This is a genomic window from Dyella ginsengisoli (genome assembly GCF_044904665.1).
In the GTDB taxonomy this organism is placed as follows: Bacteria; Pseudomonadota; Gammaproteobacteria; order Xanthomonadales; family Rhodanobacteraceae; genus Dyella_A; species Dyella_A ginsengisoli.
Window position 1 is genome coordinate 22679 of record NZ_JADIKM010000002.1, and the last position, 14967, is coordinate 37645.

Below are 14967 nucleotides of genomic sequence, written 5' to 3' on the forward strand. Positions count from 1 at the left end.
GCAGCACAGATGCCCTCAACTCACCGGCGCGGTCGACTCGCGCACCTGCAGCGCAAACGGCAGCTGCACCATGTGCCCCTCGCCGCGCCCGCGCAGCGAGGCCAGCAGCTGCAGCGCGGCGATGCGCCCCATCTCCCGGCTGGGCTGGCGGATGGTGGTGAGCGTGGGCCAGATCTGGCGCGAGATCGGCGTGTCGTCGAAGCCGCAGACCGATACGTCGCGCGGCACCGCCAGCCCGTGTTCGCCGGCCGCCCAGATCACGCCGGCGGCCATGTCGTCGTTGGCCGCGAACACCGCCGTGGGGCGATCGGTGAGCGAGAACAGCGTGCGCGCCGCGGCCACGCCCGAGCCGAACGAGAAATCGCCCTCCACCACCAGCGCGGGATCGTAGGGCAGCCCCGCCGCGGCCAGCGCGTCGCGATAGCCGGCCAGCCGCCAGCCGCTGGCGCCGTGCGCCGGATGGCCGATCACGTGGGCAATGCGCCGATGCCCCAGCGACAGCAGGTGGCCCACCATCTCGCGTGCCGCCTGCGGCTCGTCGATGAAGGCGCCGATCACCGCCTCGTGCTGCACCGGCGACACGCTGGCATACGGCACACCGCGCTGCTTGAGATGCGCCAGCAGCTGCGGGTGCTCGGTGATGGGCGGGGTGAGCACGAAGCCGTCGGGCCGGTGATGCAGGATCAGCGCGTCGACGCGCTCGACGAAATCCGGCGATTCGGCCAGCAACGGCCGCACCATCATCGAGTAGTGGTGCTCGTCGCAGGCGTCGAGCACGCCGGTCTGGATCTCGGTCAGGTAGTTGGACGAGGGATTGTCGTACAGCGTGGCCACCAGGTACGAGCGGTTGCTCGCCAGGCTGCGCGCGGACAGGTGCGGGCGATAGTCCATCGCCGCCATCGCGGCCAGCACTTTCTCGCGGGTCGGCCCGCGCACGTTCTCTTCGTTGTTGAGCACGCGCGAGACGGTCTTGGGCGAAACGCCCGCCGCCTTTGCCACGTCTTCGAGCCTTACCCGCATGTCCGGATCCCCGCCGCGGCAGCTACCGCGGCCGGGACTATGCGTTCAAGCACATGGCGAGCACAAGCACGGCGGTGCCAAAACGCGAGCGGCCGCGCGAAGGCGGCCGCTGCAGCAAACTCTTGCGCGAAGCGGATCAGCCGCGCGCGTCGAGGATCGCGTTCCATTCCTTCACGCGCTCGGCCTGCGCGGCCAGCAGCGCGTCGACGTCGCCTTCCACGGTGACCTTCTCGATGGTGTCGCCCTGGCGGATCGCGTCGACCACCTTCTGGTCGTCGGCGCCCAGCACTTCGCCGAACACGCTGTGCTTGCCGTCCAGCCACGGGGTCGCACCGTGGGTGATGAAGAACTGGCTGCCGTTGGTGCGCGGACCGGCATTGGCCATGGACAAAACGCCCGGCTTGTCGTGGCGCAGCGACGGGTTGAACTCGTCCTCGAACTTGTAGCCCGGGCCGCCCGTACCGGTGCCCTGCGGGCAACCACCCTGGATCATGAAGTCGCTGATCACGCGGTGGAACGACAGGCCGTCGTAGTAGCCGCGCCGGGCCAGGTTGACGAAGTTCGCCACCGTCACCGGGGTCTTGTCGTCGTGCAAGCGCAGGTGGATCGGGCCGCGGTTGGTCTGGAAGGTAACGTTGATGGTCATCGCAAATCCTTGGGCTCGTGACGCGCTGCCGTGGCGGCCACGGCGGCAAAGGGCCGGCAAGGATAACGCAGCCGGCCCGGTCGTCGCGCGATCGGGCCGGCTGCGGCGAAGGGTCGTTCAGGGCAGGCCGAGCATCTGGCGGCTCAGCGCCGTCTCGCCGCGCGGTTGGGCCGCCGGCGTCGGCAGTTCGCGCGGCCACGGCGTGCCCTCGAACAGGTGCGACCACAAGCGGTCCAGCGCCGCATAGCCGTAGGGCATCAGCGGCACGTGCGCCGCGCCGAAGCCGGGCACGGCGAGGAAGGCGTCGAAATGCTGCGCATACGGCACACGCCAGTACAGCGGTGCGCGTCCCTCGCTGCGCAGCCAGGCCACGTAGGGCTCGGAGGTGAAGGCGGTAGGCAGCAGGCCGTCGCTGGCGCCGTGCAGCACCCACAGCGGCAGGTCGGCACGCGGCAGTCGGGTTGCGGTGGCCGCCACGCTGGCGCGCACGGCCTGCGCTCGGGCGGTGTCGCCGGTCCACAGCTGGCGCAGGCAGTCGAGGCCGGCGAGGGTCGGATCGTCGCTGTGATCCATGCCGCCGCGCAGCGCGATGCCGTTGCCGGGCGGAATGCCGGAGCCGTCCGCCCACCACGCCGCACGCGTGGCGGGGTCGGCCGGCGCGGGATGGTTGTCCTTGTCGATCGTCACGTAACGAAAGCCGCACGGCATGTCGGTGGCACCGGTGCGTGCATAGGACGATGCGTAGCCGGCCACGATCACCCGCCACAGGTCGAACGCCGTGGTGCTGGCCGCGGTGGCGATCGCCTCGTCGGTCCAGCCGTGTGCGCGCAGTTGCTCGTAGGCCGCTTCACCCTGCGCGCTCAGAGTGTCGCCAGACAGCCGCCCCTGCACGTGCAGCGTGCCGCAGCGCTGCGCATAAGCCGGGGGAATGTTGCCGTCGGGGGCGCGCGCGAACGGCACGCTGGCGAAGCGCGGCGTGGTCAGTGCGCACGGCAACCAGATCGCCGCCTCGGTGGCGTAGTCGTACATCGGTCGGCCGTGGCCCGGCACGTACACGTTGGGCTCCAGTGCCACCACGCCCGCGAACAGGTGATCGTCGTCCAGGCCGGCGGCCTGCAGCACCGCGCCGCCGCCGTTGGACAGGCCGGTGGCGATGATCTTCGTGTTCTGCGCGGCGAAGGGCGCCTGCTCGGGGAACGCGCGATCGAGCATGGCCAAGCCGAACTGCGCCGCCTGGATCACGTCGCGGCCCCAGTCCGCCTCGGGGTTGTCGCCCGAGTGCATCTGCTTGACCGCGATGCCGGCATCGGCGGAGGCAGGCCCGGGCTCGAACTCCAGCATCGCCTCGCCACGTTTGGCGCGCGTGCCGTCCAGCTGCACGCCGCTGTCGTCGGCGTAATCAAAGTAACCGGCGCCGGTGCCCTTGTCGGTGTAGGCCACGGCGCAGCCCTTCGGCAAGCCCCAGGCGCCGGCCAGCGAGATCGCGCCATACACGCCGCGCGAGCCGGACGACGGCGCCACCACCAGGCAGCGATGCGCGGCGTCGAAAGCATCCGGCACCTGCAGCAGCACGCGGTGCGGCTGGCTGGCGCCGGGCACCCGCGCGAACGCCTGGAATTCACGCCCCGGCACGTCCGGCACGGCGCCGTACACCGTGCCGTAACCGCCGAGCGGACCCAGATCGGCGATGCCCTTCCAGCTGGTCTGGATGGCGCGGCGGCGCAGCTCATCCGGCGTGGGATGCAGCGGCTCGGCGATCGGCGACGGCGAACCGGCCAGCCCCGCCAGGCCGAGGCCAGCGCTGAGCAGATCGTCGTGATCGCGATGCACGGTGACGCGCACGTCGCTGACCAGGAAATCGGGGCGGGACATCTCCGGCTCCTGTCGGGGTGAGGACACAGCACAACCCGCCAGGGTCAGCGCGAGCAGCGGCATGCAGATCGGGCGCAGGTTCATCGGCTCACGATAGCAATCCCGCCGGCCGCCACCATCGTACGAAAGTCCATGCGCGGCACCCGAAGGCGCCGCGTGGTGGTGGAGCTCAGTCCAGCCGGGTGCCGCCCAGTTTCTGCGGCAGCGCCTCCATCAGCGGCTTTATCAGGTCCAGCGGCAGCGGGAACACGATGGTCGACGACTTGCCGTTGGCCGACATGTCCGCCAGCGTCTGCAGGTAGCGCAGCTGCAGCGCCTGCGGTTGCTGCGACAGCATCGCCGCCGCATCGCGCAGCTTCTCCGCCGCCTGCATCTCACCCTCGGCGTGGATCACCTTGGCGCGGCGCTCGCGTTCGGCCTCCGCCTGGCGGGCGATCGCGCGCACCATGGTCTCGTTGAGGTCGACGTCCTTGATCTCCACGTTGGCCACCTTGATGCCCCACGGGTCGGTCGCCTCGTCGAGGATGCCCTGCAGGGTCTGGTTGATCGATTCGCGCTGCGACAGGATCTCGTCCAGCTCGTGCTGGCCGAGCACCGAGCGCAGGCGCGTCTGCGCCAGCTGGCTGGTGGCCTGGTAGAAGTCCGCCACCTGCAGCACCGCCTTGTCCGGCTCCACCACGCGGAAATAAACCACCGCGTTGACCCGCACCGACACGTTGTCGCGCGAGATCACGTCCTGCGGCGGCACGTCCATCACCGTGGTGCGCAGATCCACCCGCAGCATGCGCTGCACCAGCGGCACCAGCAGCACCAGGCCCGGCCCCTTGGTACCGGTGAAGCGGCCCAGCGTCAGCACCACGCCGCGCTCGTACTCGGGCAATACCTTGACCGAGGAAAACAGCAGGAACGCGGCCAGTACCACCAGCACACCCATGAATCCGAACATGTTCATCTCCTGCGGCAACAGAAATTTCAGCGACGCCACCACCCGGGCGCCGGCCCGATCAGATCGGCTCCACCCACAGTAGCAGTCCCTCGCGGCGCAGCACCCGCACGCGGGCGCCCGTCGGCAACGTCGTCGCCGCCCGTACGCGCCAGCGTTCGCCGAGCACCAGTGCCCAGCCCTCGGCGCCCGCATCGAGAGGCGCCAGCAACTCGCCCTGCGCGTCGCGCAACAGCTCGTCGCCGCTGACCAGATGCGAGCGGCGGGAGGTGAACACCAGCCACAGCACCAGCGCGATCAGCAGCGCCGCCGCGGTGGCGATGCCGGCGATCACGCCGATGTTGACCGCGTATCCCGGTGTTCCCGAATGCATCAGCATGATCGACCCCAGCACGAATGAAATGATGCCGCCCACGCCAAGCGCGCCCACCGTCGGCGTGAGTGCCTCGGCCACCAGCAGGCCGATGCCCAGCGCCATCAGCGCCAGCCCGGCGTAGTTCACCGGCAGCCACTGCAGCGCATAGAACGCGACGAGCAGGCAGATCCCGCCGACCACGCCGGGCAGGATCGCGCCCGGATGGGTTGCTTCCAGCAGCAATCCGAAGATGCCGGCCAGCAGCAGCAAGTAGGCGATGGTGGGGTTGGTCACCACGGCCAGGAAGCGCGAGCGGGCATTGGGCGCGTAGTCGCGCACCGTGGCGCCGCGCAGGTGCAGCGTGAGCTCGCGCTCGCCCACACGCACCACGCGGCCGTCGGCCTTGCCCAGCAGTTCGTGGACATCGCCGGCAACGAAATCGATCACCCGTTGCTGCGCGGCCTCGTCCGCCGTCAGCGTCGCCGCACCACGCACCGCCTGCTCCGCCCAGCGGGCATTGCGACCGCGCAACTGGGCCAGCGAGCGGATATAGGCAATCGCATCATTGAGCACCTTGTTCGATTCGGCATCCGTGCGCTCGCCCGGCGGCGCCGGCGATGCAGCACTGCCGGAAGTCGCCGGTCCGGTCGTCGGCAGCGGCATTGGGGTGCGGCCACCCAGTGCCACCGGCGTGGCCGCGCCCAGATGGGTGCCCGGCGCCATCGCTGCGATCTGCCCCGCATACAGGATGTAGGTTCCCGCCGAGGCCGCCCGTGCGCCGCCCGGCGCCACGTACACCAGCACCGGCAGCGGGCTGGCCAGCATATCGGCAATGATCCGGCGCATCGATTCGGACAGCCCGCCCGGCGTGTCCAGCTGCAGCACGATGGCCGCCGACCCGTCGGCCACGGCCCGCGTCGCCGCGTCATGGAAGTACTCCGCCGCGGCCGGGCCGATCGCGTCATCCAGGGAAATCCGCGCCACCGTGGGCCGGCTTGCCGGCGCCGGCGCGATCGCCTGCGCTGCCGCCACGGCACCGAGCATGGCGGTGCAAACCAGCAGCCACCGGATCAGTCGTTGCAAGCTGCGCGTCATGGCGCCCCCGTTGGTCGCATGCGATGCCCGGAGCGTAACGCCTGCCGTGTTCAGAAGACGGAAGCATGGCGGGCATGAGCGGCGGCGCTCGACGGCATCGGCCGCCCCCGCTACCGTTCCATCGATGACCCGCCTGCTGATCGCCGACGACCACCCGCTGTTCCGCGCCGCCCTGTGCCAGGCGGCAGCCGCCAGCGTGGACGACTGCACCGTGCTGGAAGCGGCCGACCTGCACGCCGCGCTGGAGCGCCTGCGCGTGGATGCCGACATCGACCTGGTGCTGCTCGACCTGCACATGCCCGGCAGCCAGGGCCTGTCCGGGCTGGCCGCGCTGCGCGGCCAGCATCCGGGCGTGGCAGTGCTGGTGGTATCCGCGCACGACGAGCCGCGGGTGATCCGCCGCGTGCTCGATCACGGCGCGGCCGGCTTCATCCCCAAGAGCGCCAGCCCGGCCGAGATCGGCGAGGCGATCCGCGCCGTGCTCGACTGCCGCAGCTGGCTGCCACCGGCACTCGCGGCCGCCGTCGCCGCCCTGCCCGCCGATCCGGCCGATACCGATCTCGCCGGTCGCCTCGCGCGCCTCACCGAACAGCAGTACCGCGTGCTCGCCCTGCTCGCCGACGGCCTGCTCAACAAGCAGATCGCCGACCGCCTGGCCATCCAGGAACGCACGGTGAAAGCGCACGTCACCGCGATCTTCGAGAAGCTCGGCGTGCGCAACCGCACCCAGGCCAGCGCGCTGCTGCACGCAATGGCACTGGACGAGCCGGCGCGGCGGGATCGCACAGCGTATCCGGCAAACGGTTACTGATCGCGCATGTCCGCCGCTCCCGACCCCGCCGCCAGTGCCGAGGGTGCTCCCTGGCTGTCACCCTGGCCGGCGGCTTCGCTGGAGCCGGTGCCGCGTTGCCCGGTGTGCGGATCCAGCGAGCGGCACGTCATGCACCGTGAGCTGGTCGACGACTCGTTTTGTATCGCGGCCGGCCGCTGGACGCTCTACCGCTGCGCGCAGTGCCGTTGCGCGTGGCTCGATCCGCGCCCGGATCGCGCCAGCATCGGCAGCGCCTACGGCAACTACTACACGCATGCCATCGACGATGGCGCCGGCCGGAAACCGCCCGCCAGCGGATTGCGCCGGCTCAGACTGGCCCTTTTCAACGGCTACACCAATGCGCGCTACGGCACCCAGCGCGAGCCCGCCAGTCGATGGGGCCCATGGCTGATGCGGTTGGCCGGGCGCCATCGCCAGCGACTGGATGCCGCCTTCCGCTACCTGCCCCGGCCACGGCCCGGACAAACGCTGCTCGACCTGGGCTGCGGCAACGGCGATTTCCTGCTGGCGGCGCGCGAGGCCGGCTGGACCGTTCGCGGCATCGATCCCGATCCGCAAGCCGTGGATCTGGCGCGCCAGCGCGGGCTGGACGCACGCGTCGCCTCGCTCGACGCCGTTGCCGACCTGCCCGAGCGCTTCGACGCGATCACGCTCAGTCATGTGCTGGAGCATCTGCACGATCCGGCGCAAACGCTGGCCGACATCCACCGGATGCTGCGTCCCGGCGGCTGGCTGTACATCGACACGCCCAATATCGACAGCCGCGGTGCGGCGCGCTGGGGCGTCCACTGGCGCGGGCTGGAAGCGCCGCGGCATCTCGTGCTGTTCGGCATGGATGGCCTGCTCGGCCTGCTCGGCCGAACCGGATTCCGGGACGTGCGGATCAAGCGGCGCACCGTGGTGCGCAAGTTCATCTATCTGAGCAGCCTGCGCATGCAGCAGGGCCACTCACCCTACGCGCGACACCCGCGCAAGCTGCCGCCGATGATGCGCCTGGCCCTGAAATACCTGCCGGTATCGGCGCGGCACGACGAATTTCTCACGCTGCTGGCTCGCAGGACGGACGATCCCGCGGGCCCGCGCTGAGCCCGCGCTGCCCCACGTGCTGCAGCACCTGGCGCAGCGCCAGCGGCTTGAGCGGCTTGTGCAGCACCGTGGCGCCCAGGTCCAGCAGGCGCTGGCGCAGCTCGCTGTCGCGATCGGCGGTGAGGATCACCGTGGGCACGTCGGCGTGCCGGTCGCGCAATGCCGACCACACGTCGAGGCCGGTGCGGCCAGCGTCGAGGTGGTAGTCGAGGATCTGGATGTCCGGTCGCCACGGCGCGGCGATCGCCTGCTCGCCGTGGCGCGCGGCGTGCACTTCCCAGCCCCAGCCCGTGAGCAGGTGGGTGAGCGCGGCCAGCGCGGCCGGCTCGTTGTCCAGCACCAGCGCGCGGCCGATCGCCAGCGGCTGCAGCGGCGCCGCGGCGGTCGTCACTGACGCACGCACCGGCTGCGCCAGCGGCACGTCGAGATGGAACACGCTGCCGCGGCCGGGCGTGGAGCGCAGGCCCAGCGGGTGATCCAGCAGTGCGGCCATGCGCTGGGCGATCGACAGGCCCAGGCCCAGCCCCTGCCCGCCCGCCGCGCTGCCGCGGCGGAACTCCTGGAAGATCAGCTGCTGCTCGTCCGGCGCGATGCCCGGTCCGGTGTCCCACACCTCCACGCGCAGCGCATCGCCGCGGCGGCGCACGCCGAGCAGCACGCGGCCGCACTCGGCGTAGCGCAGCGCGTTGGAAAGAAAATTCTGCAGCACGCGGCGCAGCAGCTGCGGATCGGTGCGCACCCACGCGCTCGTGACGACCACGTCGAAACGCACGCCGCGATCGCGCGCGATGGCGCGGAACTCGGCGGCGAGCGGATCGAGCACCTCGGCCAGCGCCACCGCGCGCGGCTGCGGATGCAGCCGGCCGCCCTCCAGCCGTGCGATGTCGAGCAGGCCCGCGAGCAGGCCCTCGGTGGCCGACAGCGCGCCGTTGAGGTGCTGCGCGGTGGCCACATCGGCGCCGCGCTCGGTGAGCGCGTGGGCGAACAGCTGCGCGGCGTGCAACGGCTGCATCAGGTCGTGGCTCACCGCCGCGAGGAAGCGGCTCTTCGCCTCGTTGGCGCGCTGCGCCTCGCTGGAAGCGGCGGCCAGCGCGCGGGTGCGCTCTTCCACACGCTGCTCCAGCGTTTCGTTGATGCGCTTGAGCGCCGCCTCCGCCTGGCGGAACGCGGTGACGTCGGTGAAGGTGGCGACGAAGCCGCCGCCGGGCATCGGATTGCCGCGGATCTCCACCACCGTGCCGTCCGGAAAGCGCCGCTCGGACAGATGCCGGGTGCCGGCGCGCATGTGCTGCAGGCGGCGGTGCACCCGAGCCTCGCGCGTGTCCTCGTCGAACACCTCGCCGACGATGCCCAACGTCACCGCGTAGCGCGTGAGGTCGGCCACCGGACGCCCCACCTGCAGCAGCTCCGGCGGATAGTCGAACAGGCTGGCGTAGCGGCTGTTCCACGCCACCAGCCGCAGCTCGGCATCCACCACGCAGATGCCCTGGCTCATGTTCTCCAGCGCCGCCTCAAGCACGCGCTGGTTGAAGCGCAGGTCCTGCGCCGCCTCGCCGACGATGGCGGCGACGGTATCGAGATCGCCGCGCCCCTGCCGATGCACCACCTCCAGCAGCAGCCGCGCAGACGCCGCGCCGATCACCGCCGCCAGCTCGTGCTCCACCTCGGCCATGCGCGTGGCGCCGGCCAGCCCGTGCGCGGGCGCCTGCGCAAACAGATGCTCGACACGCTCCGGCGGCAGGAAGCGCACCGCCAGCGCGCGCAGCTCGGCCAGGCCCACGTCGCCCACGCCAGCGGCGCCCGCCGCCCGGCCGTAGCGCGTGCCGGCCACCCAAGCGATCACCGCCACGTTCACCGCCAGGCTGAGTACCACCGCGCGACCCAGCCGGCTCCATTCGCCCAGGCCGAGCAGGCGGTCCGGCGCCAGCCAGTCCTGCCCCAGCGGGCCGGCCAGCAGCCACGCAGGCGCCTCGGGCAGCACCACCGGCAGCAGGATGTAGAACCACACCAGCGTGCCTGTGGCGAGCCCGGCCACCACCGCGCGCGGCCCCAGCTGCGGCTTGTACATCGCCACCAGCAGCGCCGGCGCCAGCCCGGCCAACGCCGAGAACGAAATCGCGCCGATGTCAGCCAGCGCGTCGTTGCGCGCCAGTACGCGGCTGTAGCCCCACGCCAGCAGGATCACGATCAGGATCGCCACGCGGCGCTGGGTGATCACCTCGCCGCGCAGGTCGCCGCGCTCGTCGCGTCCCCAGCCCGCACGCACGCGCAGCGGCGCGATGAAGTGGTTCACCACCATCAGGCTCAGCGCCAGCGTCGCCACCACCACCATGCTGGTCGCCGCGCTCAGGCCACCGAGGAAGGCCACCAGCGCCAGGCCGTGACGCTCCTGCGCCATCGGCAGCGCCAGCACGTACAGATCCGACGGCACTCCGCTCGGCCCCAGCCATGCGTCGCCCAGCCGCGCCAGCGGCAGGATCGGCAGCGAGATCAGCAGCATGTACAGCGGAAACAGCCAGCGCGCCGTGCGCACGTGGCGCTCGTCGCGGCACTCCACCACGCCGGCGTGGAACTGGTGCGGCAGGGTGAACATGGCCAGCGCGCCGAGCAGGATCAGCGCCGGAAACCCGCGGCTGTCGTGCGGCACCGGCAGCGCCGGCGGCAGATGCGCGGGCAGCGGCGTGAACAGCAGCGAGCCCAGCGCCAGCATCGCGCCCAGCTTGAACAGCGACTCGAACGCCATCGCCAGCACCAGCCCGCGGTTGTGCGCGGTGGACGAGGCGCGCCGCGTGCCGAACAGCATCGCGAACAGCGCCATCAGCAGCGCCACGTACAGCGCGCTGTCCTGCCACGGCTCGGACTCGGCGAGCTGGCCGCGGTTGAGCATGGCGTAGCTCATCGCCACGGCTTTCAGCTGCAGCGCGATGTACGGCACGATGCCGATGATGATCACCGCGGTCACCAGCGCCGCCAGCCCCGCATGCCGGCCGAGGCGCACCGATACCAGATCCGCGATCGAGCCGGCGTTGTACTCGCGCGCCAGCTGCACCAGCCGGCGCAGCACCGTGACCGCCAGCAGGTACATCGCGATCGCGCCGACGAACGTGGGCGGCAGCCACCAGCCCGAGCGGCTGGCCTGAGTCACCGTGCCGTAGAACGTCCACGAGGTGCAGTGGATCGCCAGCGACAACGCGTAGACGATCGCCCAGCGCTTCTCGAACAGCTGCGGCCGCCGCTCGCCCAGCAGCGCCACGCCGAACAGCAGGCCCAGCCAGAGCAGCGCGGCGGCGGCGATCAGGGGCGTGCTCAGCATGCTGAAGCGAGGAACGAGTGGAGAGGAGTGAGAAGTGAGAGCGAGCTCCCGTACACCGTGCGCGCAGGAAGCGCGCTGCTGTACCGGGGCCCCTTTGCGGCGGTGAGGAGCGGACGAAAAAGCCCGCAGGGTGGTGGGCAAGGATGCCCACCACGTTTCGCCGGGGCAGGATGCCCCGTCGAAACGCCCGGCCGATCCTCACGCATCCGGCGGCCATGGATGGCCGTCGGACGCCGCAACGGGGTGGCCTCTCTTTGGGTTACTTTTCTCTGGCCAAACAGAGAAAAGTGACTCGGGCCGCGACAGCGGCTCGAACGGCTTTTCGCTCCTGCTTTGCAAAGAGATGCCAGGCACAGCGAATACGCTGGACCCTGGCTTGCGCCGGGGTGACGACCATGCAGGTCAACCGCACGTCCTGCCATCACTGCTTTGCAGGCAACCCCAGCGCGCGCGCGGCATTCACCAGCCAGCGCAGCTGCACGCCGTGGCGGGTGTCGTAGTCGGTGCCGGAGTATCCCCACCAGTCCCAGCATGCCTGCGGATTCAAGGGCGCGAAGCTTGCGCGGGTCTGAGGATAAAGCACCGCCACGCCGTAGGCGTCGGCCCAGCGGTTGAAGCCGGCATCCTTCACGAACGTCTCGCCGATCGCATCGGCGTTCTGCTTGCAGCCGTGCAGCGCCACCACCAGCCCGCAGGGCTTGCCGGCGGCGCAGGCCGGCGGCAGGTAGACGTAGCCCTTGGGCGCCAGGAAGGCATCGGCGCCGTCGGGTCGCAAAGCATCCTGGTCGAAGTCGAGCACGCGCCCTTTCGCGGCATCCGCCACCGGCTGCGACGGCGCGCCGAACAGCTGGCGGAAGATCTCGCCAGCCGCGTCGAACCCGCAGTGGCCCAGGTACGGCGATACCGATTGTCCGCAGTCCGCGCCCTTCGCCGCGATCGGCAGGTTGTGTGCGAACTCGCGCGCGCCATCGTCCACCACCTGCATGCCCGCGAGCGCGGCATCGCCATCGCGCAGGCGCTGGTAGAACTGCGCGCCCGCCTCGGCCACCGCTGGCGCGACCACGCCGTCCGCCTTGCCGTGCAGCAGGTACACGTGCGACCTGGCCAGCGCGTTCAGCGGGCCGATCTCGCCCGCCGCCGCGCGCTTGCGCGCGTTCGCCACCAGCGCGTCGACGTCGATCGCCGGCGCGCCCTTCATGCAGCTGGACAGCGCCGCCTGCAGGTTGCCGCCGGCGCAGCCGTAGGGGCCGCCGGCCACCAGCGCGGCATTCGGAAAAATGTCCGGATAGGCCAGCTGCGCCTGCGTGGCCATATACGCGCCGGACGACAGGCCGACCACGGCGACGCGCCCGGGCTCGAGCTGGAGGTGCGGCAGGCGCCCGTCGTGGCGCGCGGCGCAGGCGGCGCCGGCCACCAGCACGAGACTCAAACCCAGCAGGCGCAGTTGGGCGAACGAAGGCATTGAAAGCTCCTCGGAGCACGGTGGAAAAGAAAACGACCCGCGCGATCGGGGAGAGCATCGCACGGGTCGCAGGGAGGGCGGCGCGGCCGCCTCAGAACGTGTAGCGCGCGCTCAGCGTGACCATCCGCGGCGCCCCGTAGAAGCCGGTGACGATGCCCAGCGCGCCGATGTTGTAGCCGGTGGTGCGGTAGGACTTGTTGGCCAGGTTGGTGCCCTGCAGGCTCACCGACCACGGCTGGTCGATCTGCCAGATCACGCCGGCGTTCCACAGCCCGTAGGCGCTCTGGGCGATCAGCGGCGACAGCGAAGTCTCCGGATACACCATGCCCTGGTAGGTGTAGTTGACGCGGGCCGTCAGGCTTCCGCCGTTGCCGAGTTCGCGGGTGTTTTCCAGAGAAAGGCCACCGGACCACTTAGGCGCGTTGGTGAACTTCTGCTGGTCGGCGATGTTGACGCCGCCGCTGAGGTACTCGGTGTACTTGGTGTGCAGGTAGGCGAAATTGCCGCTCAGCGTCCACCCTGCGGCCGGCTTCCACGCGAACTCTTCCTCCACGCCGTCGATGTGGCCCTTGCCGGCATTGGTGAAGTCGCCAAAGAAACCCTGGCTGCCGTTGGGCAGCGTGTACGAGGTGAACACCGACAGCTGGATGTCGGAGTACACGTTGCGGAACACCGCGGTGTTCATCATCAGCGCATCATCGAAGAACGCCATCTTGCTGCCCAGCTCGTACGACTGCACCTTCTCGTCGTTGATCGGGCGGCACGAGCTGGGAATCGCCGTGCAGTTCGCGCGGATGTTGAAGCCACCGGAATGGAAGCCGGTGCTGTAGCTGGCATACAGCTTCACCTGGTCGCTCACGCTCCAGTCCAGCGACACCTTGGGCGAGGCATTGTTGGTGGTGTGCGAGCCGGAGAAGTTGGCCACCACCGAGGTCGGCGTGCTGAAGGTCTCGTCGGCGTAGCCGTAGTTCTGGATCAGCGCGGTCTTGGTCTCGCGGGTCATGCGCACGCCGAGGTCGAGGCTCCAGCTCGGGTTGATGTCCCAGGTGAAGTCGCCGTAGGCGGCCAGGCTGCGCGTGCCAATGCGTCCGCCGGTGCTGCCGTAGAGCGAGTAGCCCAGCGTGCTGTAGGGCGGCGAGCCGAGGAAGATGTTGTGGATCTGGCCGCTGGCCGAACCGTTGAAGTAGTACAGGCCGGCCACGCCGTGCAGGCTGCCGCCGGCGTCGTAATTGGCCTGCAATTCCTCGCTGAACTGGTGATCCTTGTACAGCGCGGTGACGTCGGCGATCTTCTCCGGCAGCGTGTCGAAGTCGATCGCGGTGTCGGTGTGCGAGCCGCGCACAGCGGTCACCGACTTCAGCGTCCAGTCGCTGCTGGCCACCCAGTTCAGCGTGAGCGCGGTGCCGTAGAGCTTGGTGCGGTTGAGCTGGGCCATGCCGCCGCGGGTATCGAAATCGCTCGACAACGGCGCATAGGCCGGATCGAACTTGTTGGCGATCAGCATCTTTGCGCCGCGCGGGTTGGAGTTGTCGCGCACGCCGTCCACTTCCAGCTGCGCGTTGAACTGCTGGCTGGGGAAGAAGCCCAGCGTGGCGCGTGCCGAATTGGTGTTCTTGTTGCCGTTGCGGCTGCCGGTGTTGAGGTTCTTGCCGAAGCCGTCGTTGTGCTCGCTGGCGACTGCCGCGCGGCCGCGCCACACCTTGTCGGCGCTGGCGCCGCCGATGCTGGCCTTCACGTCCTTCTCGCCGTGGGTACCGGCGGTCACTTCCACCGAGCCTTCGGTCTTCACCGGCAGCGGATTGGAGACGTACTTGATCGCGCCGCCGATCGTGTTCTTGCCGTACAGGCTGCCCTGCGGTCCGCGCAGCACCTCGATGCGGCTGACGTCGAACACGTCCAGCACCGCGCCCTGCGGGCGGGCCACGTAGACGTCGTCGAGGTAAATGCCCACGCCCGGATCGAAGCCCCAGGTCGGGTCGGCCTGGCCGACGCCGCGGATGTACGCAGTGAGCGTGGTGTTGGAACCGCGCGCGGCGTAGATCTGCAACGACGGCACCTTGCCCTGCAGGTCGGACAGGTTCTGCACGTTCTGCCGCTCCAGCGACTGCGCGGTGAACGCGCTGACCGCAATCGGCACGTCCTGCAGGGTCTCCTCGCGCTTGCGCGCCGTCACGGTGATCTGGTCGAGCTGCTTGGCCTGGTCCGCGTTCGGCTTGGTGGCCGGAGCGTCCTGCGCCTGTGTCGCCATGCTGGACAAGCCGATCACCAGACCGATCGCCAGACTCAGATGCGTGCGCTTCATGGTTTCCCCTTCCCTTCTGTGAGCTGCCCGCGCGGGGCGGC

10 protein-coding genes are annotated in these 14967 nt (G+C 70.3%); 2 read left to right on the forward strand and 8 right to left on the reverse strand.

Annotated elements, in window-relative coordinates:
• Window positions 1–15: 15 nt before the first annotated feature.
• The 5 genes from ISP17_RS07085 to ISP17_RS07105 all read right to left on the reverse strand — a co-directional run bounded on the left by ISP17_RS07085 (window position 16) and on the right by ISP17_RS07105 (window position 5931).
• Window positions 16–1020: a LacI family DNA-binding transcriptional regulator gene (locus ISP17_RS07085; protein WP_404631517.1), complete on the reverse strand. Its 1005-nt coding sequence runs from the start codon at window positions 1018–1020 to the stop codon at window positions 16–18.
• Window positions 1021–1156: 136 nt separating this feature from the next.
• Entirely contained in the window at window positions 1157–1666 is a 510-nt protein-coding gene (locus ISP17_RS07090) for a peptidylprolyl isomerase (RefSeq protein ID WP_404631519.1), read from the reverse strand.
• Window positions 1667–1783: 117 nt separating this feature from the next.
• Window positions 1784–3622 carry a 3-hydroxybutyrate oligomer hydrolase family protein gene (locus ISP17_RS07095; RefSeq protein ID WP_404631521.1) on the reverse strand — a complete coding sequence of 613 codons (1839 nt, stop codon included), beginning with the start codon at window positions 3620–3622 and terminating at the stop codon, window positions 1784–1786.
• Window positions 3623–3707: 85 nt separating this feature from the next.
• Window positions 3708–4484: a slipin family protein gene (locus ISP17_RS07100; RefSeq protein ID WP_404631523.1), complete on the reverse strand. Its 777-nt coding sequence runs from the start codon at window positions 4482–4484 to the stop codon at window positions 3708–3710.
• 58 nt (window positions 4485–4542) lie between these two features.
• Window positions 4543–5931: an NfeD family protein gene (locus ISP17_RS07105; RefSeq protein WP_404631525.1), complete on the reverse strand. Its 1389-nt coding sequence runs from the start codon at window positions 5929–5931 to the stop codon at window positions 4543–4545.
• A 124-nt stretch (window positions 5932–6055) separates the two neighbouring features.
• Between ISP17_RS07105 and ISP17_RS07110 the strand changes: the two genes are divergently transcribed.
• Window positions 6056–6742 (forward strand): response regulator transcription factor, encoded by a 687-nt coding sequence (locus ISP17_RS07110; RefSeq protein ID WP_404631527.1) that lies wholly within the window; start codon window positions 6056–6058, stop codon window positions 6740–6742.
• Window positions 6743–6748: 6 nt separating this feature from the next.
• Window positions 6749–7849, forward strand: a complete 1101-nt coding sequence (locus ISP17_RS07115) for a class I SAM-dependent methyltransferase (RefSeq protein ID WP_404631529.1) — start codon at window positions 6749–6751, stop codon at window positions 7847–7849.
• Here ISP17_RS07115 and ISP17_RS07120 read toward each other — a convergent pair.
• From ISP17_RS07120 to ISP17_RS07130, 3 genes are all read right to left on the reverse strand, one after another.
• The gene (locus ISP17_RS07120) at window positions 7803–11162 is read right to left on the reverse strand and encodes a hybrid sensor histidine kinase/response regulator (RefSeq protein ID WP_404631531.1); all 3360 of its coding nucleotides are present in this window, start codon (window positions 11160–11162) and stop codon (window positions 7803–7805) included. The genes ISP17_RS07115 and ISP17_RS07120 overlap by 47 nt on opposite strands.
• A gap of 421 nt (window positions 11163–11583) precedes the next feature.
• On the reverse strand, window positions 11584–12624 hold the full coding sequence (locus ISP17_RS07125) for an extracellular catalytic domain type 2 short-chain-length polyhydroxyalkanoate depolymerase (protein ID WP_404631533.1): 1041 nt from the start codon (window positions 12622–12624) through the stop codon (window positions 11584–11586).
• 91 nt (window positions 12625–12715) lie between these two features.
• Entirely contained in the window at window positions 12716–14926 is a 2211-nt protein-coding gene (locus ISP17_RS07130; protein WP_404631535.1) for a TonB-dependent receptor, read from the reverse strand.
• Window positions 14927–14967: the final 41 nt, after the last annotated feature.

Excerpts from the sequence above, each read along its gene's own strand:
- ISP17_RS07120 (WP_404631531.1), bottom strand. The coding sequence starts at position 11,162 with ATGCTGAGCACGCCCCTGATCGCCGCCGCCGCGCTGCTCTGGCTGGGC.
- ISP17_RS07115 (WP_404631529.1), top strand. The coding sequence starts at position 6,749 with ATGTCCGCCGCTCCCGACCCCGCCGCCAGTGCCGAGGGTGCTCCCTGG.
- ISP17_RS07110 (WP_404631527.1), top strand. The coding sequence starts at position 6,056 with ATGACCCGCCTGCTGATCGCCGACGACCACCCGCTGTTCCGCGCCGCC.
- ISP17_RS07085 (WP_404631517.1), bottom strand. The coding sequence starts at position 1,020 with ATGCGGGTAAGGCTCGAAGACGTGGCAAAGGCGGCGGGCGTTTCGCCC.
- ISP17_RS07130 (WP_404631535.1), bottom strand. The coding sequence starts at position 14,926 with ATGAAGCGCACGCATCTGAGTCTGGCGATCGGTCTGGTGATCGGCTTG.
- ISP17_RS07100 (WP_404631523.1), bottom strand. The coding sequence starts at position 4,484 with ATGTTCGGATTCATGGGTGTGCTGGTGGTACTGGCCGCGTTCCTGCTG.
- ISP17_RS07125 (WP_404631533.1), bottom strand. The coding sequence starts at position 12,624 with ATGCCTTCGTTCGCCCAACTGCGCCTGCTGGGTTTGAGTCTCGTGCTG.
- ISP17_RS07090 (WP_404631519.1), bottom strand. The coding sequence starts at position 1,666 with ATGACCATCAACGTTACCTTCCAGACCAACCGCGGCCCGATCCACCTG.
- ISP17_RS07095 (WP_404631521.1), bottom strand. The coding sequence starts at position 3,622 with ATGAACCTGCGCCCGATCTGCATGCCGCTGCTCGCGCTGACCCTGGCG.
- ISP17_RS07105 (WP_404631525.1), bottom strand. The coding sequence starts at position 5,931 with ATGACGCGCAGCTTGCAACGACTGATCCGGTGGCTGCTGGTTTGCACC.